At 51.2% G+C, this 20983-nt stretch carries 23 protein-coding genes and 2 pseudogenes; 7 read left to right on the plus strand and 18 right to left on the minus strand.

Annotated features, from left to right (window positions below; genetic code table 11):
* Positions 1-87: 87 nt before the first annotated feature.
* The 4 genes from EDM57_RS02170 to cysK form a co-directional block, all read right to left on the minus strand.
* Positions 88-981, minus strand: a complete 894-nt coding sequence (locus EDM57_RS02170; protein WP_122903137.1) for a hypothetical protein — start codon at positions 979-981, stop codon at positions 88-90.
* Between the two features lie 253 nt (positions 982-1234).
* Positions 1235-1570, minus strand: a complete 336-nt coding sequence (locus EDM57_RS02175) for a YuzD family protein (protein ID WP_122903138.1) — start codon at positions 1568-1570, stop codon at positions 1235-1237.
* A gap of 49 nt (positions 1571-1619) precedes the next feature.
* The gene (locus tag EDM57_RS02180; protein WP_122903139.1) at positions 1620-2753 is read right to left on the minus strand and encodes a bifunctional cystathionine gamma-lyase/homocysteine desulfhydrase; all 1134 of its coding nucleotides are present in this window, start codon (positions 2751-2753) and stop codon (positions 1620-1622) included.
* 1 nt (position 2754) lies between these two features.
* Positions 2755-3678 (minus strand): cysteine synthase A, encoded by a 924-nt coding sequence (cysK, locus tag EDM57_RS02185; RefSeq protein WP_122903140.1) that lies wholly within the window; start codon positions 3676-3678, stop codon positions 2755-2757.
* A gap of 192 nt (positions 3679-3870) precedes the next feature.
* Between cysK and EDM57_RS02190 the strand changes: the two genes are divergently transcribed.
* Positions 3871-4092, plus strand: coding sequence for a NifU family protein (locus EDM57_RS02190; protein WP_122903184.1), 222 nt, complete (start codon positions 3871-3873; stop codon positions 4090-4092).
* A gap of 51 nt (positions 4093-4143) precedes the next feature.
* Here EDM57_RS02190 and EDM57_RS02195 read toward each other — a convergent pair whose 3' ends face one another.
* From EDM57_RS02195 to EDM57_RS02205, 3 genes are read right to left on the minus strand one after another with little or no spacing between them, the layout of a single operon-like run.
* A complete protein-coding gene (locus EDM57_RS02195) occupies positions 4144-5094 on the minus strand; it encodes an alpha/beta hydrolase (protein ID WP_122903141.1) in 951 nt (316 codons plus the stop codon).
* A complete protein-coding gene (locus EDM57_RS02200) occupies positions 5091-6050 on the minus strand; it encodes a 2-hydroxyacid dehydrogenase (RefSeq protein WP_122903142.1) in 960 nt (319 codons plus the stop codon). The genes EDM57_RS02195 and EDM57_RS02200 overlap by 4 nt, the downstream gene beginning before the upstream one ends.
* Complete coding sequence (locus EDM57_RS02205) at positions 6007-7092, minus strand: protein kinase family protein (protein ID WP_122903143.1); 1086 nt, start codon at positions 7090-7092, stop codon at positions 6007-6009. Before EDM57_RS02205 ends, EDM57_RS02200 begins: the two co-directional genes overlap by 44 nt.
* A 123-nt stretch (positions 7093-7215) precedes the next feature.
* On the opposite strand from EDM57_RS02205, the gene EDM57_RS02210 reads away from it, so the two are divergent.
* Positions 7216-7737, plus strand: coding sequence for a phosphatidylglycerophosphatase A family protein (locus tag EDM57_RS02210; protein ID WP_122903144.1), 522 nt, complete (start codon positions 7216-7218; stop codon positions 7735-7737).
* Positions 7738-8174: 437 nt separating this feature from the next.
* On the opposite strand, the gene EDM57_RS02215 is transcribed toward EDM57_RS02210, so the two are convergent.
* The 4 genes and pseudogenes from EDM57_RS02215 to EDM57_RS23950 form a co-directional block, all read right to left on the minus strand.
* Entirely contained in the window at positions 8175-8687 is a 513-nt protein-coding gene (locus EDM57_RS02215) for a DNA polymerase III (RefSeq protein WP_122903145.1), read from the minus strand.
* 918 nt (positions 8688-9605) lie between these two features.
* Positions 9606-10052 (minus strand): annotated as a pseudogene (locus EDM57_RS02225) (DUF4280 domain-containing protein); the annotation flags it as partial.
* Positions 10053-10774: 722 nt separating this feature from the next.
* Entirely contained in the window at positions 10775-11353 is a 579-nt protein-coding gene (locus EDM57_RS02235) for a suppressor of fused domain protein (RefSeq protein WP_122903146.1), read from the minus strand.
* Between the two features lie 14 nt (positions 11354-11367).
* Complete coding sequence (locus tag EDM57_RS23950; RefSeq protein WP_425455761.1) at positions 11368-12747, minus strand: PAAR-like protein; 1380 nt, start codon at positions 12745-12747, stop codon at positions 11368-11370.
* Between the two features lie 190 nt (positions 12748-12937).
* On the opposite strand from EDM57_RS23950, the pseudogene EDM57_RS23640 reads away from it, so the two are divergent.
* Positions 12938-13039, plus strand: a pseudogene (locus tag EDM57_RS23640) (phosphatidylglycerophosphatase A); the annotation flags it as partial.
* Here EDM57_RS23640 and EDM57_RS02255 read toward each other — a convergent pair.
* The 5 genes from EDM57_RS02255 to EDM57_RS02275 all read right to left on the minus strand — a co-directional run bounded on the left by EDM57_RS02255 (position 13022) and on the right by EDM57_RS02275 (position 16509).
* Positions 13022-13801, minus strand: coding sequence for a TIGR01457 family HAD-type hydrolase (locus EDM57_RS02255; RefSeq protein WP_122903147.1), 780 nt, complete (start codon positions 13799-13801; stop codon positions 13022-13024). The pseudogene EDM57_RS23640 and the gene EDM57_RS02255 overlap by 18 nt on opposite strands.
* A gap of 164 nt (positions 13802-13965) precedes the next feature.
* Entirely contained in the window at positions 13966-15036 is a 1071-nt protein-coding gene (locus EDM57_RS02260; RefSeq protein ID WP_122903148.1) for a hypothetical protein, read from the minus strand.
* A gap of 190 nt (positions 15037-15226) precedes the next feature.
* A complete protein-coding gene (locus EDM57_RS02265) occupies positions 15227-15853 on the minus strand; it encodes a helix-turn-helix transcriptional regulator (RefSeq protein WP_122903149.1) in 627 nt (208 codons plus the stop codon).
* 94 nt (positions 15854-15947) lie between these two features.
* Entirely contained in the window at positions 15948-16382 is a 435-nt protein-coding gene (locus EDM57_RS02270) for a DUF86 domain-containing protein (RefSeq protein WP_122903150.1), read from the minus strand.
* A 10-nt stretch (positions 16383-16392) separates the two neighbouring features.
* Complete coding sequence (locus tag EDM57_RS02275) at positions 16393-16509, minus strand: hypothetical protein (protein ID WP_007777847.1); 117 nt, start codon at positions 16507-16509, stop codon at positions 16393-16395.
* Between the two features lie 114 nt (positions 16510-16623).
* On the opposite strand from EDM57_RS02275, the gene glpX reads away from it, so the two are divergent.
* The 3 genes from glpX (at position 16624) to EDM57_RS02290 (ending at position 18279) form a co-directional block, all read left to right on the plus strand.
* Positions 16624-17598: a class II fructose-bisphosphatase gene (glpX, locus tag EDM57_RS02280; RefSeq protein WP_122903151.1), complete on the plus strand. Its 975-nt coding sequence runs from the start codon at positions 16624-16626 to the stop codon at positions 17596-17598.
* 12 nt (positions 17599-17610) lie between these two features.
* A complete protein-coding gene (locus EDM57_RS02285) occupies positions 17611-17880 on the plus strand; it encodes a DUF3055 domain-containing protein (RefSeq protein ID WP_122903152.1) in 270 nt (89 codons plus the stop codon).
* Positions 17881-18033: 153 nt separating this feature from the next.
* Positions 18034-18279: a hypothetical protein gene (locus tag EDM57_RS02290; protein ID WP_122903153.1), complete on the plus strand. Its 246-nt coding sequence runs from the start codon at positions 18034-18036 to the stop codon at positions 18277-18279.
* Between the two features lie 60 nt (positions 18280-18339).
* Here the strand turns inward: EDM57_RS02290 and EDM57_RS02295 are convergent, their stop codons facing one another.
* A complete protein-coding gene (locus EDM57_RS02295) occupies positions 18340-18978 on the minus strand; it encodes a YutD family protein (protein ID WP_122903154.1) in 639 nt (212 codons plus the stop codon).
* Between the two features lie 116 nt (positions 18979-19094).
* Between EDM57_RS02295 and EDM57_RS02300 the strand changes: the two genes are divergently transcribed.
* Complete coding sequence (locus EDM57_RS02300) at positions 19095-19994, plus strand: YhcN/YlaJ family sporulation lipoprotein (RefSeq protein WP_246005717.1); 900 nt, start codon at positions 19095-19097, stop codon at positions 19992-19994.
* A gap of 78 nt (positions 19995-20072) precedes the next feature.
* Here EDM57_RS02300 and lipA read toward each other — a convergent pair whose 3' ends face one another.
* Complete coding sequence (gene lipA / locus EDM57_RS02305) at positions 20073-20981, minus strand: lipoyl synthase (RefSeq protein ID WP_122903156.1); 909 nt, start codon at positions 20979-20981, stop codon at positions 20073-20075.
* Positions 20982-20983 lie beyond the last annotated feature (2 nt).

Below are 20983 nucleotides of genomic sequence, written 5' to 3' on the forward strand. Positions count from 1 at the left end.
CCATGCTTCTGATTATGAAACGCTAGTGGAACTGTCCTTTCCGGGCATCTCCATGCCTTTTTGATCTTGCAGCAGAAACAAACAGGCTTACTTGTCGACCATGGTGTTGATCGCTTCGCCCGAGTGTTTCACCAGGAAGGTAGAATACTCGATTTCCCAGGGATTCCACTTGCCTTCGCCCTGGTAGCCCCAAACGGAGTTGATACGGGAAACGGTGTCTGCGTTGTTCATGCCCACGATTCGTTGTTCGCCTGCGAGTTCATAGGTTCCGTTTCCATCCATGTCGATTGGCATCAGTGAGCCGAAAGGGTACGAATATACGGTAACGTCTTCGCCATCTGCCTGCAGTTTCCCGTCCTTGTCGTACAGCTTGGCCGCCACGTATACGTCCTGGTTGGCACTTACGTCAATGCTCAACGGCTTGCCCAGCTGGCTGCTTTTGCCCTCTACCTTGAAGCCATCCACGAATTTGCCTTCATAACGGATGCCCTCGTTTTCCTTTTCGCCAAAAATGACGGTTGGCTTGTTGTGGGCAAAAGTAGCGACGACGTGATTGTAGATACCGCCACTGCCGCCAGTCGCTGCTTTCACGAACACATCGGCTACGTGATCTCCGGTGAAGTCTGCGAGAGTCAGTTCGCCTTCGTAGCCGCTCAGCTCTGTGATGTTGGTTGCGCTGTAAGCTTTCGATTTGCCGTCCTGCACCACGATGTTCATGTTGGAGGCAAAGATGTCGTCAGCCTTTTCTTTTTGACCTACCAGAAAAACCTGATCCTCTACCTGATCGCCGTTTACATCGGCGGACTTCACGTCAATTACATACGTGTTTTCACTGAGCTTCAAGTCGGCTGCTGCGGTGAAAAGCTTGCCTTTTTCCGCATCAGCATGAGCTGCCTTCGTACCAGCAAAATTCAATCCTGCTACCCCTACTACGCCAGCCATTACGAGAAAAGCAACTGGCTTCATCCATTTTTTATTCATTGTGTGTTCCTCCCTGGTTGTTCTTGTCTACATGAACAACTATAGGGCGGGAGCGCTTTGAATTTGTTACAAACGGTTTACGAAATAAAAACAAAGTGGTAAAAGCTTCATCCCCGGCATTCTTTCGTTGGTACTGGCAAGAAGAGAAAACGGGACATCGGCAAGCGGCGTTTTTTCCTGTTTCATACCCAAAAAACCGACCAGATTCTTCATCTGATCGGTTTATCAATCGGTTCGAGCCTTTTAGGGCCGCCTATTCACTGTCTGCCTGGGCAGCCAGCGGAGTGAGGCCCATGCTTTCCAGCTTTTCGTAAATGTCTTTGAGCTTGGGATTTCCCTCGCCGACAATTTCCCCGGAAATTACGACAAGCGGATACCACAAATCTTCCTCAATGATGCGTGTCGCCCAGCTTTTGTCATCCTCTGTCTGCGGGTGTTGAAAGTCGCTGTACACGATACGGATGCTGTCGCTACCGTATTTGCGGGAAAGAGCAGCCTGCAGCCATTCTGCCGTTTCCTTGGCCGATGGCAAATTGACGCAGCTGGCGCAGAGCTGTTCGGTTCCAAACACCTTGATTTCCACACTCATCTCATCCGCCTCCTATCAGGTCCGTCGCTGTGCGAGATGTGTTGCGGGATTAGGACAGCGCCTGGTCGAGATCCTCGATCAAGTCTTGCACGTCTTCGATCCCTACAGAAATGCGCACCAAGCCGTCCGTGATGCCCAATTCGGCGCGGCGCTCTGCCGGGATGGAGGCGTGTGTCATGCGGGCAGGCACGCTGATGAGACTTTCGACAGCGCCCAGCGATTCAGCCAGTGTGTAATACTTCACTTTTGCCAAAACTTCATCGGCGCGTTCCGCACTGCCGACATCAAAGGAGATCATGCCGCCGAAGCCGCGCGCTTGCTTTTGAATCAGCTCGTGCCCAGGGTGGTCGGGCAAGCCCGGATAGATAACCCGTTTGATGTCGCTGCGCTCGGACAGCCATTTTGCCAATGTGCGTGCATTTTGCTCATGCTCTTCCATACGGATGCCGAGCGTTTTCATGCCGCGCAGAAGCAGCCAGGAATCCTGCGGGCCAAGGATGCCGCCGATTGCGTTTTGCACGAAATGCAGGTCTTCCCCGATCTTCGCATCTTTTGCAACGACCAGACCTGCGACGACGTCACTGTGGCCGCCCAAATACTTCGTTGCGCTGTGGAACACGATGTCTGCGCCCAGATCGAGCGGATTTTGCCAGTATGGCGTCATGAACGTGTTGTCGACGATGAGCAGCACGCCTTTTGCTTTGGCGATGTCTGCCAGCGCGCGAATGTCGCTTACTTTCAGCAGCGGGTTGGTCGGCGTCTCCATGAGGATCGCTTTTGTTTCCGGACGAATGGCCGCCTCGACCGCTTCCAGATTGCTGGTGTCGACGTAGCTTGCTTCCAGACCCATGCGGGAAAAGACGCGGGTCACTACGCGATATGTACCGCCGTACACATCGTCACCGACTACGAGATGATCTCCCTTGTTGAACAGGGAAAGAATCGTGGACAATGCCGCCATGCCGGAGCCAAAGGCAAATCCGCGAGCGCCGCCTTCGATTTCGGCAATGTACGTCTCCAGCGCGTGGCGCGTCGGGTTGCCTGTACGGGAATATTCAAAGCCTTTGTGAACGCCGATTGCTTCCTGCTTGTACGTGCTCACCTGGTAAATCGGAACGGAAACCGCTCCTGTATGTGGATCTCCATCAATTCCGCCGTGGATCAGCCGGGTTTTGATGCGCATCTTAAATTCCTCCCTGGTAAATTTTTTTGCTCAGATAGCGTTCGCTGCCATCGGCGAACAAGGTGACGATGTTCGTGCCCGGAGCTGCTTCCTTCGCTTCGCGCAGAGCCGCTGCCATCGCTGCACCGGCAGAGCTGCCGACGAGCAAGCCTTCTTTGGCGGCGAGCTGCTTGACCATCTCGAATGCTTCCACATCGAGGATGGTGTGAATTGCGTTGAAGTAGCTGGTGTCCATGAACGGCGGCAAAAACTCCATGCCGATTCCTTCCGTTTTGTGCGGGCCAGGCTCTCCCCCGTTCAGGATCGAACCCTCCGGCTCCACAATCACGGTCTTGATGTTCGGATTTTGCTCCTTCAAATAGCGGGCTACGCCCATGAACGTACCGCCGGACCCGGCACCTGCGACAAACACATCCACCTTGCCGTCCATTTGGCTCCAGATTTCCGGGCCTGTCGTCTTGTAGTGCGCATCAGGGTTCGCCGGATTCGCGAACTGCTGCGGCACGAATGCACCCGGAATCGACGCTGCCAACTCCTGTGCCTTGGCAATCGCTCCTTTGATGCCCAGCTCGGTCGGGGTGTTTACAACCTCTGCCCCAAGCGCGCGCATCAGTTCCTGCTTTTCCTCGGAAAACTTGGCCGGGACGCAAAAAATGACTTTATAGCCGGTTCCTACAGCGGCGAGCGCCACCCCGATTCCTGTATTCCCTGCTGTCGGTTCGATAATGGTGCCGCCTGGCTTCAGTTGGCCATTTTCTTCAGCGGCGCGAATCAATTCCATTCCCAGTCTGTCCTTCACACTGCCGCCCGGATTGAAATATTCCAGCTTGGCAAACAAGCGTACTCCCTCGGGAAGCTCAAACTGCGTAATTTCGACGATTGGCGTATTGCCAATCAGTTCCTTCACATTGCGAAATACGTTCACGAAAATCTGACCCCTTATGTTGAAGTACTTGCTTTTTCATTATAACATGCTGCTGTTGCAAAAAGTCCATGCAGGTTCGCATTGATTGTACTTCTGGCGTGAAAGTGTCAACAGGTCACGTAAGCGATGGATTTATCGCCAGCGTACGATTATAATAAAAGGGAGTTGGAAAGGAGTGAATGTAGCATGGATATGATGGATCAAGTACAAGAAGTTCTCGATAAACTGCGCCCTTACCTGCAACGTGACGGCGGTGACGTACAACTGGTTGACGTAGAAGACGGCATCGTGAAGCTGCGCCTGATGGGTGCATGCGGCAGCTGCCCATCCTCCACCATCACCCTGAAAGCAGGGATCGAGCGTGCCCTGCTGGAAGAAATCCCAGGTATCAAAGAAGTGCAACAAGTATTTTAATCCAGGCATACAGTCATGAAAGCAGCTACCGTCTTTTGTGTAGCTGCTTTTTCATTTTCGCAGGGCGCAGGCTTCGGTGCTCTTGCCTGCTTTGCTCATCCCTTTTTCCAAAAAGGCAATCACTCGCTCGGCGTACTCATCCGGGATTAACGCGAAGCTGCGCACGTGCCCGGCATGCGGAACGAGCCAAAATTGCGAGTCCTTATCCTGTGCCAGCGCATGCAACCGTTGGCTGTTTTCCGCAGGCACCGTAGAGTCTTTCGTCCCGTGAATGAACAGAAACGGCTTTTTCGCCTTCCTTACGCTTTCATACGGTTTAACATGACGCGGATTCGCCCGAAGCAAAACCGGGCTCAAGGTCAAAATCAGCCAGCTAAAAGGAAAGCGCGGCAGGCCCGTCCATTGCGGCAAATTTTCTTCCAAATACTCCCTGAGCGAATAAAAAGGCGAATCTGCCACAACAGCCGCAATCCTTGGGTCTGCCCCGCCGACGAGAAGCGACGTCGCTGCCCCCATGGAAAAGCCGATGAGGCCGATCGTCTGTCCCGGCTTTTTCGCTTCCGCAAAATCTATGGCGCCGAGCAAATCCTGCTGCTCGCGCAACCCGATTGTCGTCAACGATTGGCTGGACTGGCCGCTGTTGCGGAAGTCGAACATCAGCACGTCGTAGCCGACATGCACCAGCTTTGCGGCGAGCGCCAGCGCAGGCAGATGCGGCTCCTGTCTGTTTTGACTGTAACCGTGGGCAAAAATCAGCGTCCGGCCATTTGGCGTTCGCCCATTTCGGGCCGCGGAAAGGTACCAGCCCGCCAAAGAAATTCCCGCTTCTCTGCTCGGGAACACGACCTCCTCCGCTCCCGCGATCCCAAAGTCTTGCGGGTCCATGTCGATCGGTTTGCGCACAGGATGAGTCAAGCGCCAGGTGACGTGCAAGGCTACAGCAGCAGCCGCTATGAGTGCTACGAGCAAAAGCCCTGCTGCCACGATGAAAACGGTACTCATAGGGCGGTCAACGGCTCCTTCCCGCTCAGCACAGCGACGATATTGGCTGCCGCCAGCCGTGCCATCTCATCTCGCGTCTGGATCGTGGCGCTGCCGATATGCGGGAGTGCCACTACATTTGGCAGGGACAAAAGCGGATGGTCGAGCGGAACCGGCTCCTGGGCAAATACGTCCAGCCCCGCCGCCCATATTTGTCCGGAAACCAAAGCCTCGTACAAGGCAGCTTCGTCGACGGTGCCACCTCTGGACACATTTACGAAGACAGCCGACTTTTTCATCAGGGCAAATTCTCTTTTCCCCATCAAATGCCGCGTCTCTTCAGTCAGCGGCGTCAGCAGCACGACGTAGTCCGACTCCTGCAGCAGCTCATCCAGCCCGACCAGCCGCGCTCCCGTTTTTGCCTCCGCCTCTTCCTTGCGATTGCGGTTGTGATACAAAATGCGCATGTTGAAGCCTGCCGCTCGCCTGGCAACCGCCTCGCCGATCCGCCCCATGCCGATAATGCCCAAGGTCGTTCCGTACACGCTTTGCCCGGCCATCAGGTACGGGCTCCACGATGTCCATTCTCCCGCGAGCAAAAAACGGTTCGCTTCCGTCAACCTGCGGCCGGTCGCCAAAAGCAGCGCAAACGCCAAATCCGCCGTCGCCTCGGTCAGCACATCAGGCGTGTTGGTTACGGTGACACCTTGGCTTTTGCAGGCGGCCACGTCGATATTGTCGTAACCTACAGCCATATTCGCGACGATGCGCAGCTTCTTGGCACGGCGCAAAAGTTCCTTATCGACCCGCTCTGTCAGCATGGTCAGCACCGCGTCCGCATGCTCGATCTCTTCCAAAAGCTTAGCGCGCGGCACTGGAGTATCTCCCTCCCACACGTTGACCTGCGCTACCGTCTCCAGCATAGCTATGACTTCATTGCTCAGTTTCCTCGTGACGAATACTTGTGGCTTGCTCATTGTCTTGCCTCCACAGCCAATCAATTTGTGGAATGGACACGCCGTAATGCTCTGCGACCAGACGGGGATAGTGCCGGAGCCCCTCTTCCATTTTCGTAAGCTCGTCTTCCAGTTGGGATTGCCATGCTTCCGCATTTACCTCCTGTTTTTCCTCCAGCGGCAGCTCCTTGTAGGCTTCCACCAGCTTCAGGAAGCGGCCAGGATAAAGCATGAGTGCGTAGATCACAGCGTATTCCCCGGAAAGCAGCGGCGAAACACTGTTGTAGCCGTCGATAAAGCTGATCGCGGCTTCGTCATTCCAGCCGTTGCGCCTCGTTTCGGCTTTCAGCCATTGACCAAGATCGCGAGCCCGCATGTCGAGAATCCAGTTCCATTCCCCCGCCATCAGGCGTACATCCTTCTCATTCCATAGCATATACCCTTGGTCAAAATTTTGGTAGGCTACTTTTCCAAGACCTGCCGTTTCCTTGACAACTTTGTCGTAGCCCGCCTCCTGCAAATATTGCACGGAAATTTCCCCAAGCTGATGCACGTACGTATAGCAGGTCAAAAGCAGCTCATCCATCGGCGCAAGCTCGACATCCGCTTCGTCCAGCTCATCCCGGTACTCGTTGTAATGACGCAGCTTTCTGCGCCACGTACTGGGCCAGTTCCCCAGCGCGCTGTATGGAATGAACAGTTTCTCTCCGGAAAAATTTTTAGTAGCCTGATGAAATTTCGCGAGCGACTGGCCACTGGCATAGGCTGCATTTTCCGGAACCGACTCGCGCACTCCCCGGTACAAATAGTACAACTGATCGTCCTCGACAAAATGGGACTGTCCGCCCGTCGTTTTGACCAGCTTCAGCATGCGGATGTCCTGCTGCTGACTCAAATGCTTGCGCACGCGCTCGATAAACTTGCTTTTGTACCGATAGCCGGCAGGCGCTTCAAACATGTAATACAGGCCCTGGTCGGTTTCGAGCACCTTGCTGGCGCCCGTCACGCGGTAGTTTTGCAACTGGAAGCCGTATTGCTCCTGCAGCAGCTCTTTTTCCTCCATACGGGTCTACCCTCCTTGCACACCTTCTCTTGGCGCATTGTATGTCGCAAAACCGGGATAGGTGCCTATCTGGATGCAGATACTAGAAGAACTCATGGTTTTCGAAAAAGGAGGAACCTTTGCATGATCGAGCATCCGCTCAACAGCGAGAGCTGCCTGGCGGTGGTCATCGAGCTTTTGGGAAAACGCGGCGTAACCCTCGATGACATCGCCGAGATTGTATTTTTTTTGCAGACGGAATACGTCCCCGACCTGACGATGGAGTTGTGCCTGGAGAGCGTGATGTCCGTGCTGAAAAAGCGCGAGGTGCAAAATGCGCTTTTGACTGGCATCCAGTTGGACATGCTTGCGGAGCAAAAACAACTGCTGCCGCCGCTCCAGGAAATTATCGAAACGGACGAGCCGCTGTATGGCGTGGACGAAGTATTGGCGCTTGCCATCGTCAATCTGTACGGCAGCATTGGCTTTACCAACTTCGGCTACGTCGACAAGCTCAAACACGGCAAGTTGGCCCAACTCAACGACAAGCGCTTCGGCGTCCACACATTTCTGGACGACCTAGTCGGAGCAATCGCCGCTGCCGCTTCCAGCCGGATTGCCCATCGGCAGAAGCAGCAGGAAGAGTGTCTAGAGCGGGAGGCGTAGCTGTCATTGGCATCCTAAATACAAAAATGATGACGTGTGTTCAAACGTTCAGGTGGGGAACTTTATGTTGGGCAAAGTTGTCCACATTTTGTCGAGTGTCCACACGTGGTTAGCTTTTTGATTGACATTCATACTTTATAGTCGTCTTATCCCCATAAAAGTTGAGGTTATATCTATCGTTCTATGTACGTACACTGTTGCAAGCATATTAAAAAAACAAGAAAACGAAGATAATAAAAACCAGGTCAATTATGGTGGTATCGAATTGACCTGGTTCGTATTACGCTAAATAGAGATACTTTTTTCCAGACATTCTATGCACAATTCTTAATTCATAAAAGTTCTTACAGGGGGTATAGCAAAGATTATATTGGTATCGACTTAAGTAGAGTTTCTCTCAATCGGCACTGGATAGTACCAAATCAAATATACACTGTTTACGATTTTTCTTCACACACTCGAATAATCTCTTTAGGGATTGACTCAAAAACCAAAACCTCTGGATTTGGATAAGGTCTTTTTAACAGGTATTCTTGAAGTGTCATCATGCTATTCCAATACAACTTAATCCAATGCTCAAGAGACTCACCAGTATCAAAATCCAATGCCTCCTCAAATGTGAATTTATTATCTTCATAGAATGCCTGATCATATATGTTCATTGTAATATCCCTATCAAAAACTAGGATTTTTTCAGTAAAGATAGGAAAATAAAATGATCTCGGCCTGTGAGGTTCTAAGTTTACACCTATGGCTGTCTTAAAATTCACCCAAATAGGGGCATTAATTGGTTTAAACATTTCTGTTATCTGCGACTTAACCCCCCCTCCATTCCCATACCAGTTATTAGATTGTGTTGAATAACTTATCCCCGTATTCAAAATTTCTTCAATTGAAACATGATGATCATGGTCTTCAGGCAAAATTGCATGATAAAGAAACATAGCCATTTGTGTACCTACTTTCTAATCTTTATTTCTGGGAACATAAGGAAAATGGGAACTACTTTTCGGGTTATCTAAATTTTCAAATACCCTGTGACTTCCTGTAGGTGTGTCAGGTGTACTAATATTCCCGTCAAATTCCTTATAATATTTCGTTATCCTATTTGGATTGGGATTGTTTGGATTCGGCCAGTTTGAGTAAGCCTTGTCTGGATTGTTCATGGTTATCCTTCTCAATTCCTTTACATCAACGTCCTGACCGTACTGGGACCTATTCTTGGTAGAAGGTTTGCTAGGATCGTACATGTGCTTCTTCGCATGCTCATTAACAAAATTATTTGGATCGCTTCCCCCGCCGGGTTTTGTAGGAACAGGAGTTTTACCTTTCCCCTCAGACGAGCCTCCCACTATATGATTATACAAATCCTTCGCATCTCTTCCAAAGTTAGCCGCTCCTTGAGTAGCCACCGTTGAACCGTGAGCCATCGCTGCTGCACCTGCAACATTGGCAGGAATACCTACGATTGTCCCAACCCCTGTTGAATCTGCTGCTATTCCTCCAACGAAAAGAGCTCCCCCTCCCAAAGTCTCCAGAAAGCCAAGACCCGTGACCCCTGCGTTCCCAACAAGTTTACCAGCGAGATAGGACTTTGGATAATCGGTTGGGACTTCTCCTTGGTACATGTTGTACGTCCCGCCCTCACTTACTGCATCCATGATGCCTGTAAGTGCCGCTACGCTGCCCTCAATCGCCTCTTGCCAAGCATCTTTTGTTGGTGTGGTTGAATGAGAAGGCGGAGTAATGATGGCTCGATACTTTGGCGTGCACTCTACTGGCATAGCGTCAGACGCGGTGAGAATGTCACTTTTCCTTGCCGAGACCTCTTCCGCAATTTCCTTGAATACTTGTCTGGCATACGCACCTTCCAACAGTTGACCGTCATCTTCAATTTTGATTATGCCGCAATATAGGCAACTGAGCTCAGATTTGCTCAACAAAGCTGGTTGTCCATCGATGAGTTTATCATCTTTTCCCATAATCCAAGGGATTGTGGTCATTGGTGTGCAAGGCATTGGCGTAAGTATTCCATTATTGGCTGCGGTCGCTGCTGCTACTGTCGGATTTTGTCTGCTGTAACATTTCCCAAAAGGGAAAATGTTCTCGTTGGGGATGTGATCCTTGATGTTCATTTGTGCTTTATTATGTATGTATACTCCGTGGCTAAACGGCATTTTTAGTCGATTAGGCTTGTCCCCGGAGCTGCACGATAAAATGGCTCCGGCTACCACGTAGCTGTACCGCTCACCTGTTGCCTTCTTGATTTTCAGGTTAGGTCGAATGTGTGGCAAATCGATGTTCCTTTCTTTCATCTCCAAGTGCTTAAAGGAGATATACAATATCAACCTCCCTAATTATCTCTACAAAAGGAAATTCCAGTAATATTCTATTTTTCCTATTTCTACCCCATGCAATTAGGAAATCTTACCCAAATCGCGAACAAGCCGTTCCCTTTGGCATTCACACAATTTCAACGACCCCGTCGGAGCAATAGCCGCTGCTGCTTCCAGCCGGATTGCCCATCGGCAGAAGCTAGAAAAGGAATGCGTGAGGCTTAGCTTTGCTATACGGTCAATCAAAGCAACGGTTAAATGTCATCTCCGAAAAACCTCTTCCACTGGCAAAACTCTAAATTTCGAAGTAGCAATAACACTTGCTTGCTCCATAACAATCCGAGATTGTAACAAAATGAAGGCTAGTACATTTAATAAAATCTTGTGTAAATAGTTAAAATCCGCCATTACGATCAAGAAATTAGTGTAGGATTACCGTAAAGTCCCCTTGCAACTATCCACCTGCAAAATCCATTTACAAAAGCCACGATTGTATACATGCATTACCAAACGGGTTTTCTAGGGTTCCCCGGCCATGATCATTGCGGTACTGTGTCCCAGCACCTCTTGCTAAAATAGAGGGAACGAATGACGTGCCCCTCGTTACCAGTTGGATTTTTTGCATGCAAAGAAAGTTCACTTCTGCTCTTTATTTAGCAGCCCCAATGCTAATTTCATTCGGCACTGCCCCTCAATTCGCATTACAGTACGGAGTCCCTATTAACATCTAAAACATCTACATCCGACTGTGCGAGTAGATCCTCTAATGCTTCACTTCCATTTTGCTTTGCATAGTTATACTCCGCGTCCGAGATAGGGATGAGTTGTAGCCAAGAAACATGTTTATCGTCAAAGTCAAATGAAGTGAGTTTTTCATCCCATAAAAAAGGACTCACAAACATTACATGTTTCATATTAAATTCAGGGTAGTACATTTTAATGACATCAGGAAAAATCGTACCAGGAGAACAAGAATAATCTGAATTTATTATGTTAAAAGCACATGTACTGAGTATGTTTCCAAACAAAGTATATTCATCTATGCATGCTCCAATAAATTCTACTCTCAAAGGCTTATTATCTACAGAATACCCAATATCATAATTGCATAATCCGACAGTTGCATAAGTTGTCTCATATTGATTGGGTTTATTATCCATGATTACAACATCGATAATGCTTTCTTTATTATCATCATAAAATCTTGACATTCGTGGACGACCACCGTTTAAATCAGCTAAATGTTTTGCGATTTCCTTCATTTGATTTGTTACTTCCACTTTTCATCATCCTTTTATGGTCCGAAATATAAATCCGATGGGTCTTCACCCGCATGTGAACGGTTTGAACTAGGCAATTCCGGTCTGTAATGGTCGGGATTATTATGTTCATCTAAAAATTGTTTTCTTGAAATTCCTCTCTCCGCTGCACTAATTTGATGTTTCCTAAACTCGTACCCTGGTTTATGCCCCATGTCCCATGGCTCTTCTTTGTTCATTACTTTTTTTGTAAGCGGGTCTCTTACTAGACCATCTTTACCTTTTGCGTTATCCCACGCTTTGTCACGAACCCCTTTTCGAAATTTTGAAGGTCTTCTATATATTTTTTTCTCAGCAAGTGTAAGTTCTCTATTTGGGAGAGTGGTCGGAACATTTTCCCCCGTCCCCTCAGACGAGCCTCCCACTATATGATTATACAAATCCTTCGCATCTCTTCCAAAGTTAGCCGCTCCTTGGGTAGCCACCGTTGAACCGTGTGCCATCGCTGCTGCCCCTGCAACATTGGCAGGAACACCTACGATTGTCCCAACCCCAGTTGCATCTGCTGCTACTCCTCCACCGAAAAGAGCTGCCCCTCCAACCGTCTCCAGATAGCCAAGAACCGTGACCCCTGCGTCCCCAACCAGTTTACCAGCGAAATAGGACTTTGGATATTCAGTTGGAACTTCTCCTTGGTACATGTTGTACGTCCCGCTCTCACTCACTGCATCCATGAAGCCTGTAAGCGCCGCTACGCTCCCCTCAATCGCCTCTTGCCAAGCGTCTTTTGTTGGCGTGGTTGAAGGAGAAGGCGGGGTAATGATGGCTCGATACTTTGGCGTGCACTCTACTGGAATACCGTCAGACGCGGTGAGAATGTCACTTTTCCTTGCCGAGACCTCTTCCGCAATTTCCCTAAATACTTGTCTGGCATACGCACCTTCCAACAGTTGACCGTCATCTTCAATTTTAATCGTACCGCAATATAGGCAACTGAGCTCAGATTTGCTCAACAAAGCTGGTTGTCCATCGATGAGTTTATCAGCTTTCCCCATAATCCAGGGGATTGTGGTCATGGGAGTGCAAGGCATTGGCGTAAGCACCCCATTATTGGCTGCGGTCGCTGCTGCTACTGCCGGATTTTGTCTGCTGTAACATTTCCCAAAAGGGAAAATGTTCTCGTTGGGGATGTGATCCTTGATGTTCATTTGTGCTTTATTATGTATGTACACTCCGTGACTGAACGGCATTTTTAGTCGATTAGGCTTGTCCCCGGAGCTACACGATAAAATCGCTCCGGCTACCACATAGCTGTACCGCTCACCTGTTGCCTTCTTGATTTTCAGGTTAGGTCGAATGTGTGGCAAATCGATGTTCCTTTCTTTCATCTCCAAGTGCTTAAAGGAGATATACAATATCAACCTCCCTAATTATCTCTATAAAAGGAAATTCTAGTAACATACTATTTTTCCTATTTCCACCATCTCGAAATTAGGAAATTTTACCCAAATCACGAACAAGCTTGATGTAAAAAGCAAAATTACTGATCCTAGTACACTCATTACTTTTGCTCATCAACGTATCAACCGTTCCATTTTGCATTCACACAATTTCAACGACCCCGTCGGAGCAATAGCCGCTGCTGCTTCCAGCCGGATTGCCCATCGGCAGAAGCAGCAGGAAGAGTGCCTAGAGCGGGAGGCGTAGCTGCCATTCTGGCAAGTTGCTTGCGATATGCGTCGGCTGCACTGCGTGACGGGCAGCTTCTTCCCGCGTCGAATAGCCTGTCAGGACGAGCAGGCTGTCCAGGCCGCTGTTTGCCCCGGCTTCAATGTCAGTGTACAAGTTGTCACCGACGATCAACGTCTCAGACGCTTCCGTGCCAAGAACGGAAAGCGCATAGCGTACGATGATCGGCTCCGGCTTGCCGATGACGATTGGCTTTGTGGCCGATGCGACTGAAACGGCGGCAACGAGCGAGCCGTTTCCTGGAAACAGTCCGTTGTCTGTCGGCAGCGCGGCATCTGCATTGGTCGCGATAAAAGTAGCACCTGCGCGGATGGCGCGAGTGGCAATCGCCAGCTTTTCGTATGTGAAGGCACGGTCGATACCGACAATGACGTAGGCAGGATTGTCTGTTGTCAGCCTGAAGCCTGCCGCTTCCAGTTGTGACAGCAAGCCTTCCTCGCCAATCGCATACACGCTTGCCCCGGAAGGCGCCTTCTCTTTCAAATATTCAACCGTTGCCATACTGGTTGTATATACATCCTGTGCAGTTGCCTCAACTCCCATCCCGCTCAGTCGCGCTGCCACGCGCTCGGCCGATGCGGACGAATTGTTGGTCAAAAACAGGTACGGAATGCCGTTCGCTTTCAGGTAGCGGACAAATTCGGCAGCGCCGGGGATCGGCTCATTGCCGCGATAAATGGTTCCATCCAGATCAATCAGATAGCCTTTGTATGGTTTCATGTTGCTTCTCCTCCGTCCAGTTTGCTCTATCTCTATTTATTGCTAAAACTTCTGGCCTTCCCTTACAATACTCGCTTTTTCCCCATTTGACGAGCTGCCTGCCTGCTTTTTACCCGCCAAAAAAGGCAGGAAAACGGCTCTGCCACTTCCCTGCCTTCGTCTTGCTATTTTGCTTTTTTCCACTGCTCGATGATCTTTTTGCTCCATGCTTTTACCTGCTCGCCAGATAGCACCTCGACCAGTTCAGCTTGCGGGGTTAGAGCATCGTGGACCGGGACGCAAAAAGATAAATCCCATGAGCGCTGGGCAAATAAGCTTGGGCCGAGCAGAACGATCGCTTTTTCTTCCACCCGCGGGATGCGCTGCGGCGTGTCTTCGCCGAACAACCAATGCGAAAACGCCCCTTGCTTGGTTAAAAAGCCGTTCTCATCGAGAGCACCCCCACTGTAGAACCCGAACAGAGCCGAATCGCAAGCATTCTCTGTATCCGGGTATTCCACCCCGGTAGCCGCCTTGACGGCCACTTCGTTGCGCGGCATCGAGGCAAACGGCTCCTGCGACTGAAACTGCTGGATAAACACATCTTGCAGCAGCGTAAACAGATGAAAGTTGTTTTGCACCATTGACAGTCGCAACCTGATTCCCGTTGATGTTTCCGGGTGCAAGGCCACGACCTCCAGATCATCTGCGCTGCCCAGCACGACGTTCACATAATGCAGATTGTCAACCTGTTCCTCAAGCTCCTCGATCAGTCGGCACAGTTGCTGATTTTGTCTCATCTCGATTCTCGCATGCTTATCGCGGCAAATCATCGTCATCGTCGCCAAAACCACAAAGTCCGACGTCACCTGTGCCTTGACCGTATCCGGCGCTTTCTCGAACCTGTCCGCCAGTGGCAACGCGGCGTCCTGTTGAAAATACGCTTCCAACAGTTGCAGGTGGCGCTCCAGTTGGCGAACGACCGCCCCGACGATCACGGCCGGGTCGCCACCATTTTCAACCAAAGTCCCGGCGATAATGCAGGCCAGTCCTTTTTTATATGTATCCGCTTCCTCGTCCAAAAAATTCGCGATCAACCTCAACAAGTCGTCGATCTGCTCAGGATGTGCCTTGGCGTGCAGAAACAGCTCGCGAATGGACGAATCTTGGAATGCGCTCGCATCCGCCTTTAATTCTTCCAGCTGCTGCACATCTTGTTGCAAAAACGCCAAAAACGGCTGTAGTACCTCTTCCATCCCCACTCACTCTCCTCTTTTTTCCTCTACATTTAAAAATTAGACAGTTACCGAAAAAATCCTGTAACTGGCAAAACAGCTTGGACCAAGCGAAAGCGATGCCACTGCACCCTGCCCGAAACCTGTTTTTCCCCAGCAAAAAAGCCACCCTGCACCAAACCGCACAAAGTGGCTGTCATTGACACTGTTTTTACACTTTTTTGATTTCAAACACGCACTTGTCTCCGCCTTTTGCCATGCAGGAGGTTTGCTCCACATCGGCTTTCAGCACCCGGCGAAACAGCGACAGTTCACAAGTGCAGGCCTGATTGAACTCACGCGCTACCTGGGCAATGGGACAGTTGAACTCCCGAATCCGGTACGTGTTTCCATCCGCATCGGCTTCCCACTCGACCATGTAGCCTTTTTCGTTTTGCAGTTCGGCAAGCTTGGCCACGCGGTCACGCAAGTCTCCTTGCATATGGGCGCGATACGTTTCCTCCAGGCGATTTTCGCGGCGGCGGAACAGCATTTCGACTTTTCCCGGCCCGTCCATTTCCTTCAAGTCTTGCAAAAAGTCGAGCGTTAAATGTGAATAATTGCGCGGAAACAGCTCGTCTGCTTCCTGCGACAAGGAATATACGTTGGTTGGTCGACCCATCGCTTGTCTCACAAGCGTGGACTTAATCAGATTGTCTCTCTCCAGGGTGTTCAGATGGCGTCTGACCGCCATTTCTGTAATACCAAGATCGACGGCCATGTCGCTGACAGAGAGTGAGCCTTTTACCTTGAGCATGTGCAGGATTTGGTCACGAGTGGACGTCCCCTCGTTTGTCATACGTATCACCGTCCTTTCTACCTATTGTAGCGGATCGGCACGCTTTAGTAAACAAACGAAAGTGTTTTGTATAAAAAATCCGCTTCTCCATTCTCTAAAACAATTCTTTCTCCAAAAACGCACGCACATGCGGATCAAACTGCCGCATCGTGTCCACTGATTCATTCACGAGCGCAAACATTTCTTCCGCCGGAACGTTCGTATAGTCAATGACCAGATGCTTGCGGAACTCGACCACGCGAGTCAGAATCGCCGCCTGCTCATCGGTAACGACTTGTTCATCGCGCAAAATTTCTACAATATCGCTGTAGCTGCCGGGGTCGCGCATGATAAAGCCGTCGATCAGCGCATTTCCGACATCGACAATTCCTTCGATGGACAAGTGCAGGGCTCGCTCCATCGCTGCAACAGCCACTTCGTCGGCCAAAACCGCTTCGGCTCCCCGTTCCCGGAGCTCGTCCAACAGATCAAGCATGCGAGACATATAGGCCAATACTTGGTCAATTCGCTTTGTATTCACGTCGTACATGAGATTCTCCTTATTTTCGCTTTTTCGCTTTTCGTTTTGCATAATAGGTAGTAAACACAAACGTCAGCACCAGGACGAGAAGGACCAATTCCCCTTCCTGCAAATAGGAATTGCTCACGGCTTTCACCTCTTTTCCTCCAAACAGTATACCAAATTTGTCCCGGCTGTCACGAATCAGCTTGTACTTTATGTTACAATGATGGGGTGAATTTTTGCCGGCATACAAGGGAGGAACACAACTGTGGAACGCGAACTGGCATTGGAAATCGTGCGGGTGACAGAAATGGCTGCCCTCGCCTCGTCGCACTGGATGGGACGGGGAAAGAAAAATGAAGCGGACGAAGCAGCGACGAGCGCCATGCGCGCCATGTTTGACACGATCAATATGAGAGGAACCGTCGTCATTGGCGAAGGCGAGCTGGACGAAGCTCCGATGCTGTACATTGGCGAAAAACTCGGCCACCCGGATGCGGTCGGCCCGGAGGTAGATGTCGCCGTAGACCCGCTGGAGGGAACGACGATCGTTGCCAAGGGGCACAACAATGCCATGTCGGTGATCGCTGTCGGTGACCGTGGAACTTTGCTGCACGCCCCCGACATGTACATGATGAAGATGGCGGTGGGCAAGCGGGCTGCGGGAAAAATCAGCCTTTTTGATTCCGTGGACAAAATGATCGAAGTCGTAGCAAAAGCGAACAACAAGCGTGTTCAGGATGTGACCGTCATCATCCAGGAGCGGGAGCGGCATCAGCACATCATCGACACCGTTCGGGAAAAAGGCGCACGCGTCAAGCTGTTCGGCGATGGCGATGTCGGCGCAGCGATTGCCGCTTGTCTGCCGCATACCGGGATTGACCTGTTTCTCGGAATCGGCGGCGCACCGGAAGGCGTCATCAGCGCAGCAGCGATCAAATGTCTCGGCGGCGACATGCAGGCGATGCTCAAGCCGCAAAACGACAGCGAGCGGGAGCGCTGCATCAAGATGGGGCTTGCCAATCCGGAGCAGTTGCTGACGTTGCACGATATGGTAAAAGGAGACGACGCCATCTTCGCGGCAACTGGCGTATCGGACGGCGAACTGCTGCAGGGTGTCCGTTATTTGGGCGACGACATGGTGGAGACGCACTCCATCGTCATGCGCGCCCAGACGAAAACGATCCGTTTTATCCGCGCTTTGCACAATATCGAGCACAAACCAAATCTGTCATGGAAGTAGAGGGGCGTATTTATGGCGAATGACTTGTTTTACTTGTACGACGAATCGGAGGACACCAAGACGCGCTTTGTCAGCTTCATGGGCGAATCCACCCGGTTTGATCTGGCCATCACGACGACCAGCCGTTTTTACGGCAAAAAGCTCGTCATCAACATCCAAAACGGCCGCTCTGCCATTATCGGCGAAGACGACCTGCGAGAAGAAGGCTATCTCGAATTTGCCTTCAACCTGAGCGAAGCAGAAGCAGAAGAACTGAAAACCTTTTTGGAAACCGTGATTTGACGTTTGCCTTTCACCTGTCTTCGCCCATCCCGAAACGAGCCTGTTCGGGATGGGCTTTTTGTGCCCAAATCCAGGCGGACAACTCTCCATACAGGCGAATGCCTCGTATACTGCTACTGCACATACAGACAACGAGAGGAGTGCAGTCGCATCATGCAATCTTATCAAGACGAAAATCAACAACTGCAGGCTCATCAAGCGGATGACCAATACCAGACGATTCCGGAAGACCAGGCGCATCCCGTCTTCTTTCGCAGAAGGAGAGACGACGTGTTCCCTATCATCATTCCGCTCCCTTATACCTACTATCCGCCGTATTACTATCCGTACCCGTATCCATACACGTATCCGTACTATCCATATCCGTATCAGCCCTATCCGTTTTACGGCGGATATTAACCGAACAAGGCTCTACAGAAAAACAGCCCCTGCAATCAAGGGCTGTTTTCGTTTGTTTTCCTATGTTTCACGCTTGGGCGTGCTGTGGCTTTGTCCAGTCGGCACTTTGTCGCGCTCGCGATGGGGGCGCATCTGGTTCGGACGCTTCTCCCGCGCAGACGAGTCCTTGCTGTTTTTTTCCGGTTTGTCTTTGAGAAACTTCGGCTTGTCTGACCGCTCATTGCGCCCGCCGGACCGCTCGTTTGCGCCGCCGTTGTTGCGCTCCTGGCGATCCTGCCTGTTTTGGCGCGGATGAAAACGACGCCGTTCCTTGCGCTCGACAACCAGTGGCGAATTGTCGCCGCGAGACGAGTCCTGGCGGTAATCGGAAACATTGTCCGGATTGTCATCCGGGCCTTCCTGCTCGGCACCGGTGCTGCCGGCCGTCGATTTTACCTTGCGCAAGACAAAATACGGACAGCCAAAGTTGCAATACTCGTGCAGGTACTCATCCAAAGCGGCGATCCGCTGCTCGAACGGTACTTTGCGGTTGGCATCTGTGTAAAATCCCCGCAAACGAAGCTGTCCATAGCCCCAGTCTCCGACGATGTAATCGTATTTGTCGAGGATATCGCTGTAGCGCTCCCTGAATGCTTCCGGATTCCAGCCGTCGCGATTTTCTTCCATGACTTCATAAGTACCGGCTTGCGTGCGAATCAAGTCCGCTTCCTCCTTACACTTGTATACTTTCGTCCATCTTATCACATTTCCACCAGCAAGAGATAAAATTCCCACGAAAACTGCGCAATCCCCCTGGACATTCTATCGGGTAGGGGGTGTTACCATTGAAAAAGACATGGTTGTATCCTGCGATTGCAGGCATTGCTCTCTTGGCATCCGCTTGTGCGAACAACGCTGCGCCAAACTACACGACTCCGAACCAGACAGCTCCTCACGTCACAAATGTTGATGGGATGCACGGCCGCAACTACGACGGCGTGCGCAGCTTTGACGGGCTGCACGTACGCAACGGCGCCGGCCTGAACAACTTGCCGGGCGCCGATAATGGCCTGTACCCGAATGGAACGTATCCGCGGATGAACGCCAACAGCTACAACGCCTACACCAGTGGCATGCGGCCGTACAACGCCTTTACGGACCACAAGGACGGACTGATGGGCGCGCAGAATGGAATGAACCATTCCATTTATCAAAAGCGGGCCTGGAACCGGGCGGGGGCCGGCATCATGCAAACCGGCATGCCGAGAATGGGCTACGCCCAGACTGACCGGGCAAGCATGAAGACCGCTGGCGCCCAAAACGTCTACGTAGACCGCGATGCCCTGGCACAAGCAGTCGGCAACGTCACAACGAGCTGCCCTGGAGTTCAGCGTTCTACTGTCCTGGTGACGGATGAAGAGATTTTCGTCGGTCTGAACACGCAGGGAGCAGATGCCCGCACAGCCAAAAACCAGGCGAAAATGAATGCGCAGTCGATCGCGCCACGCTATTACAAGGTGTATGTCACGGACAACCCGAATGACATTCAGGAAATTGCCCGTGTCGCCAGCCGTTCCAGCAACTTGCATACAGCGCGCAACGAGGATGCCGCAAGCATCGACGCGCTCATCAAACGCATGGGCGGCGTAACAGACAGCAAGCAAGGAAGCAGCATGAGCGCTCAAAAGAACGCGAATGCAACCCACAAAGCGAAAATGGGTACAACCAGTCGCTAGGCGGATCTCCCCTGTATAGAGAAGAACCCCCTTTTTGCAGCGATTCCATTTCGCGTGCAAGGAGGGGGTTGTTCCTTTTTACTGTGCCTGCACCTGTGGCGAGGCTTCCTTGGCAATCGTTTCCTTCGCGGCATTCGCCTGCTCGTGTGCGTGGTACGAGCTGCGTACGAGCGGTCCTGCCTCTACGTGGCTGAAACCGCGCTTCATGCCTTCTTCTTTCAGAAAGGCAAATTCGTCCGGATGGTAGTAACGCTCGACCTTCAGATGCTTTTTCGTTGGCTGCAGGTATTGACCGATCGTCATGATGTTGACATCCACGGATCGCAAATCGTCCATGGTCTCGATCACTTCTTCCAGCGTCTCGCCCACCCCGATCATCAGGCTGGACTTCGTCGGAATATTCGGCTGGAATTCTTTCGCCTTTTTCAAAAGTTCCAGTGTCCGGTCGTACTTGGCGCGCGCCCGTACCCGGTCAGACAGGCGGCGAACCGCCTCGATATTGTGATTCAGCACGTCCGGCTTCGCGTCCATCACGAGCTTCAGCGCATCCCAGTTCCCCTGGAAATCCGGAATCAGCACTTCCACAGAAGCGAACGGCAGACGACGGCGAATCGCCCGGATCGTTTCCGCAAAAATTTGTGCGCCTCCGTCTTTCAGATCGTCACGGGCAACGGAGGTTACGACAACGTGCCGCAAACGCATTTGCTCGGCGGCCTCTGCTACGCGTTCCGGTTCGGCAAGATCAAGCTCTGTCGGCAATCCGGTTTTTACAGCACAAAACCGACAGGCACGGGTACATATATCACCCAAAATCATGAACGTAGCTGTACCACTGGCCCAGCACTCATGAATGTTGGGGCATTTTGCCTCTTCGCATACGGTATGCAGTGTCTTGCTGCGCATGGTCTGCTTCAGCTCTTTGAAGCTGGCGAGTTCTGGTCCTGAAACAAGGTTGATCTTGAGCCACTCCGGCTTGCGTTGCGTCATAG

The organism is Brevibacillus gelatini, assembly GCF_003710935.1.
Taxonomy (GTDB): domain Bacteria; phylum Bacillota; class Bacilli; order Brevibacillales; family Brevibacillaceae; genus Brevibacillus; species Brevibacillus gelatini.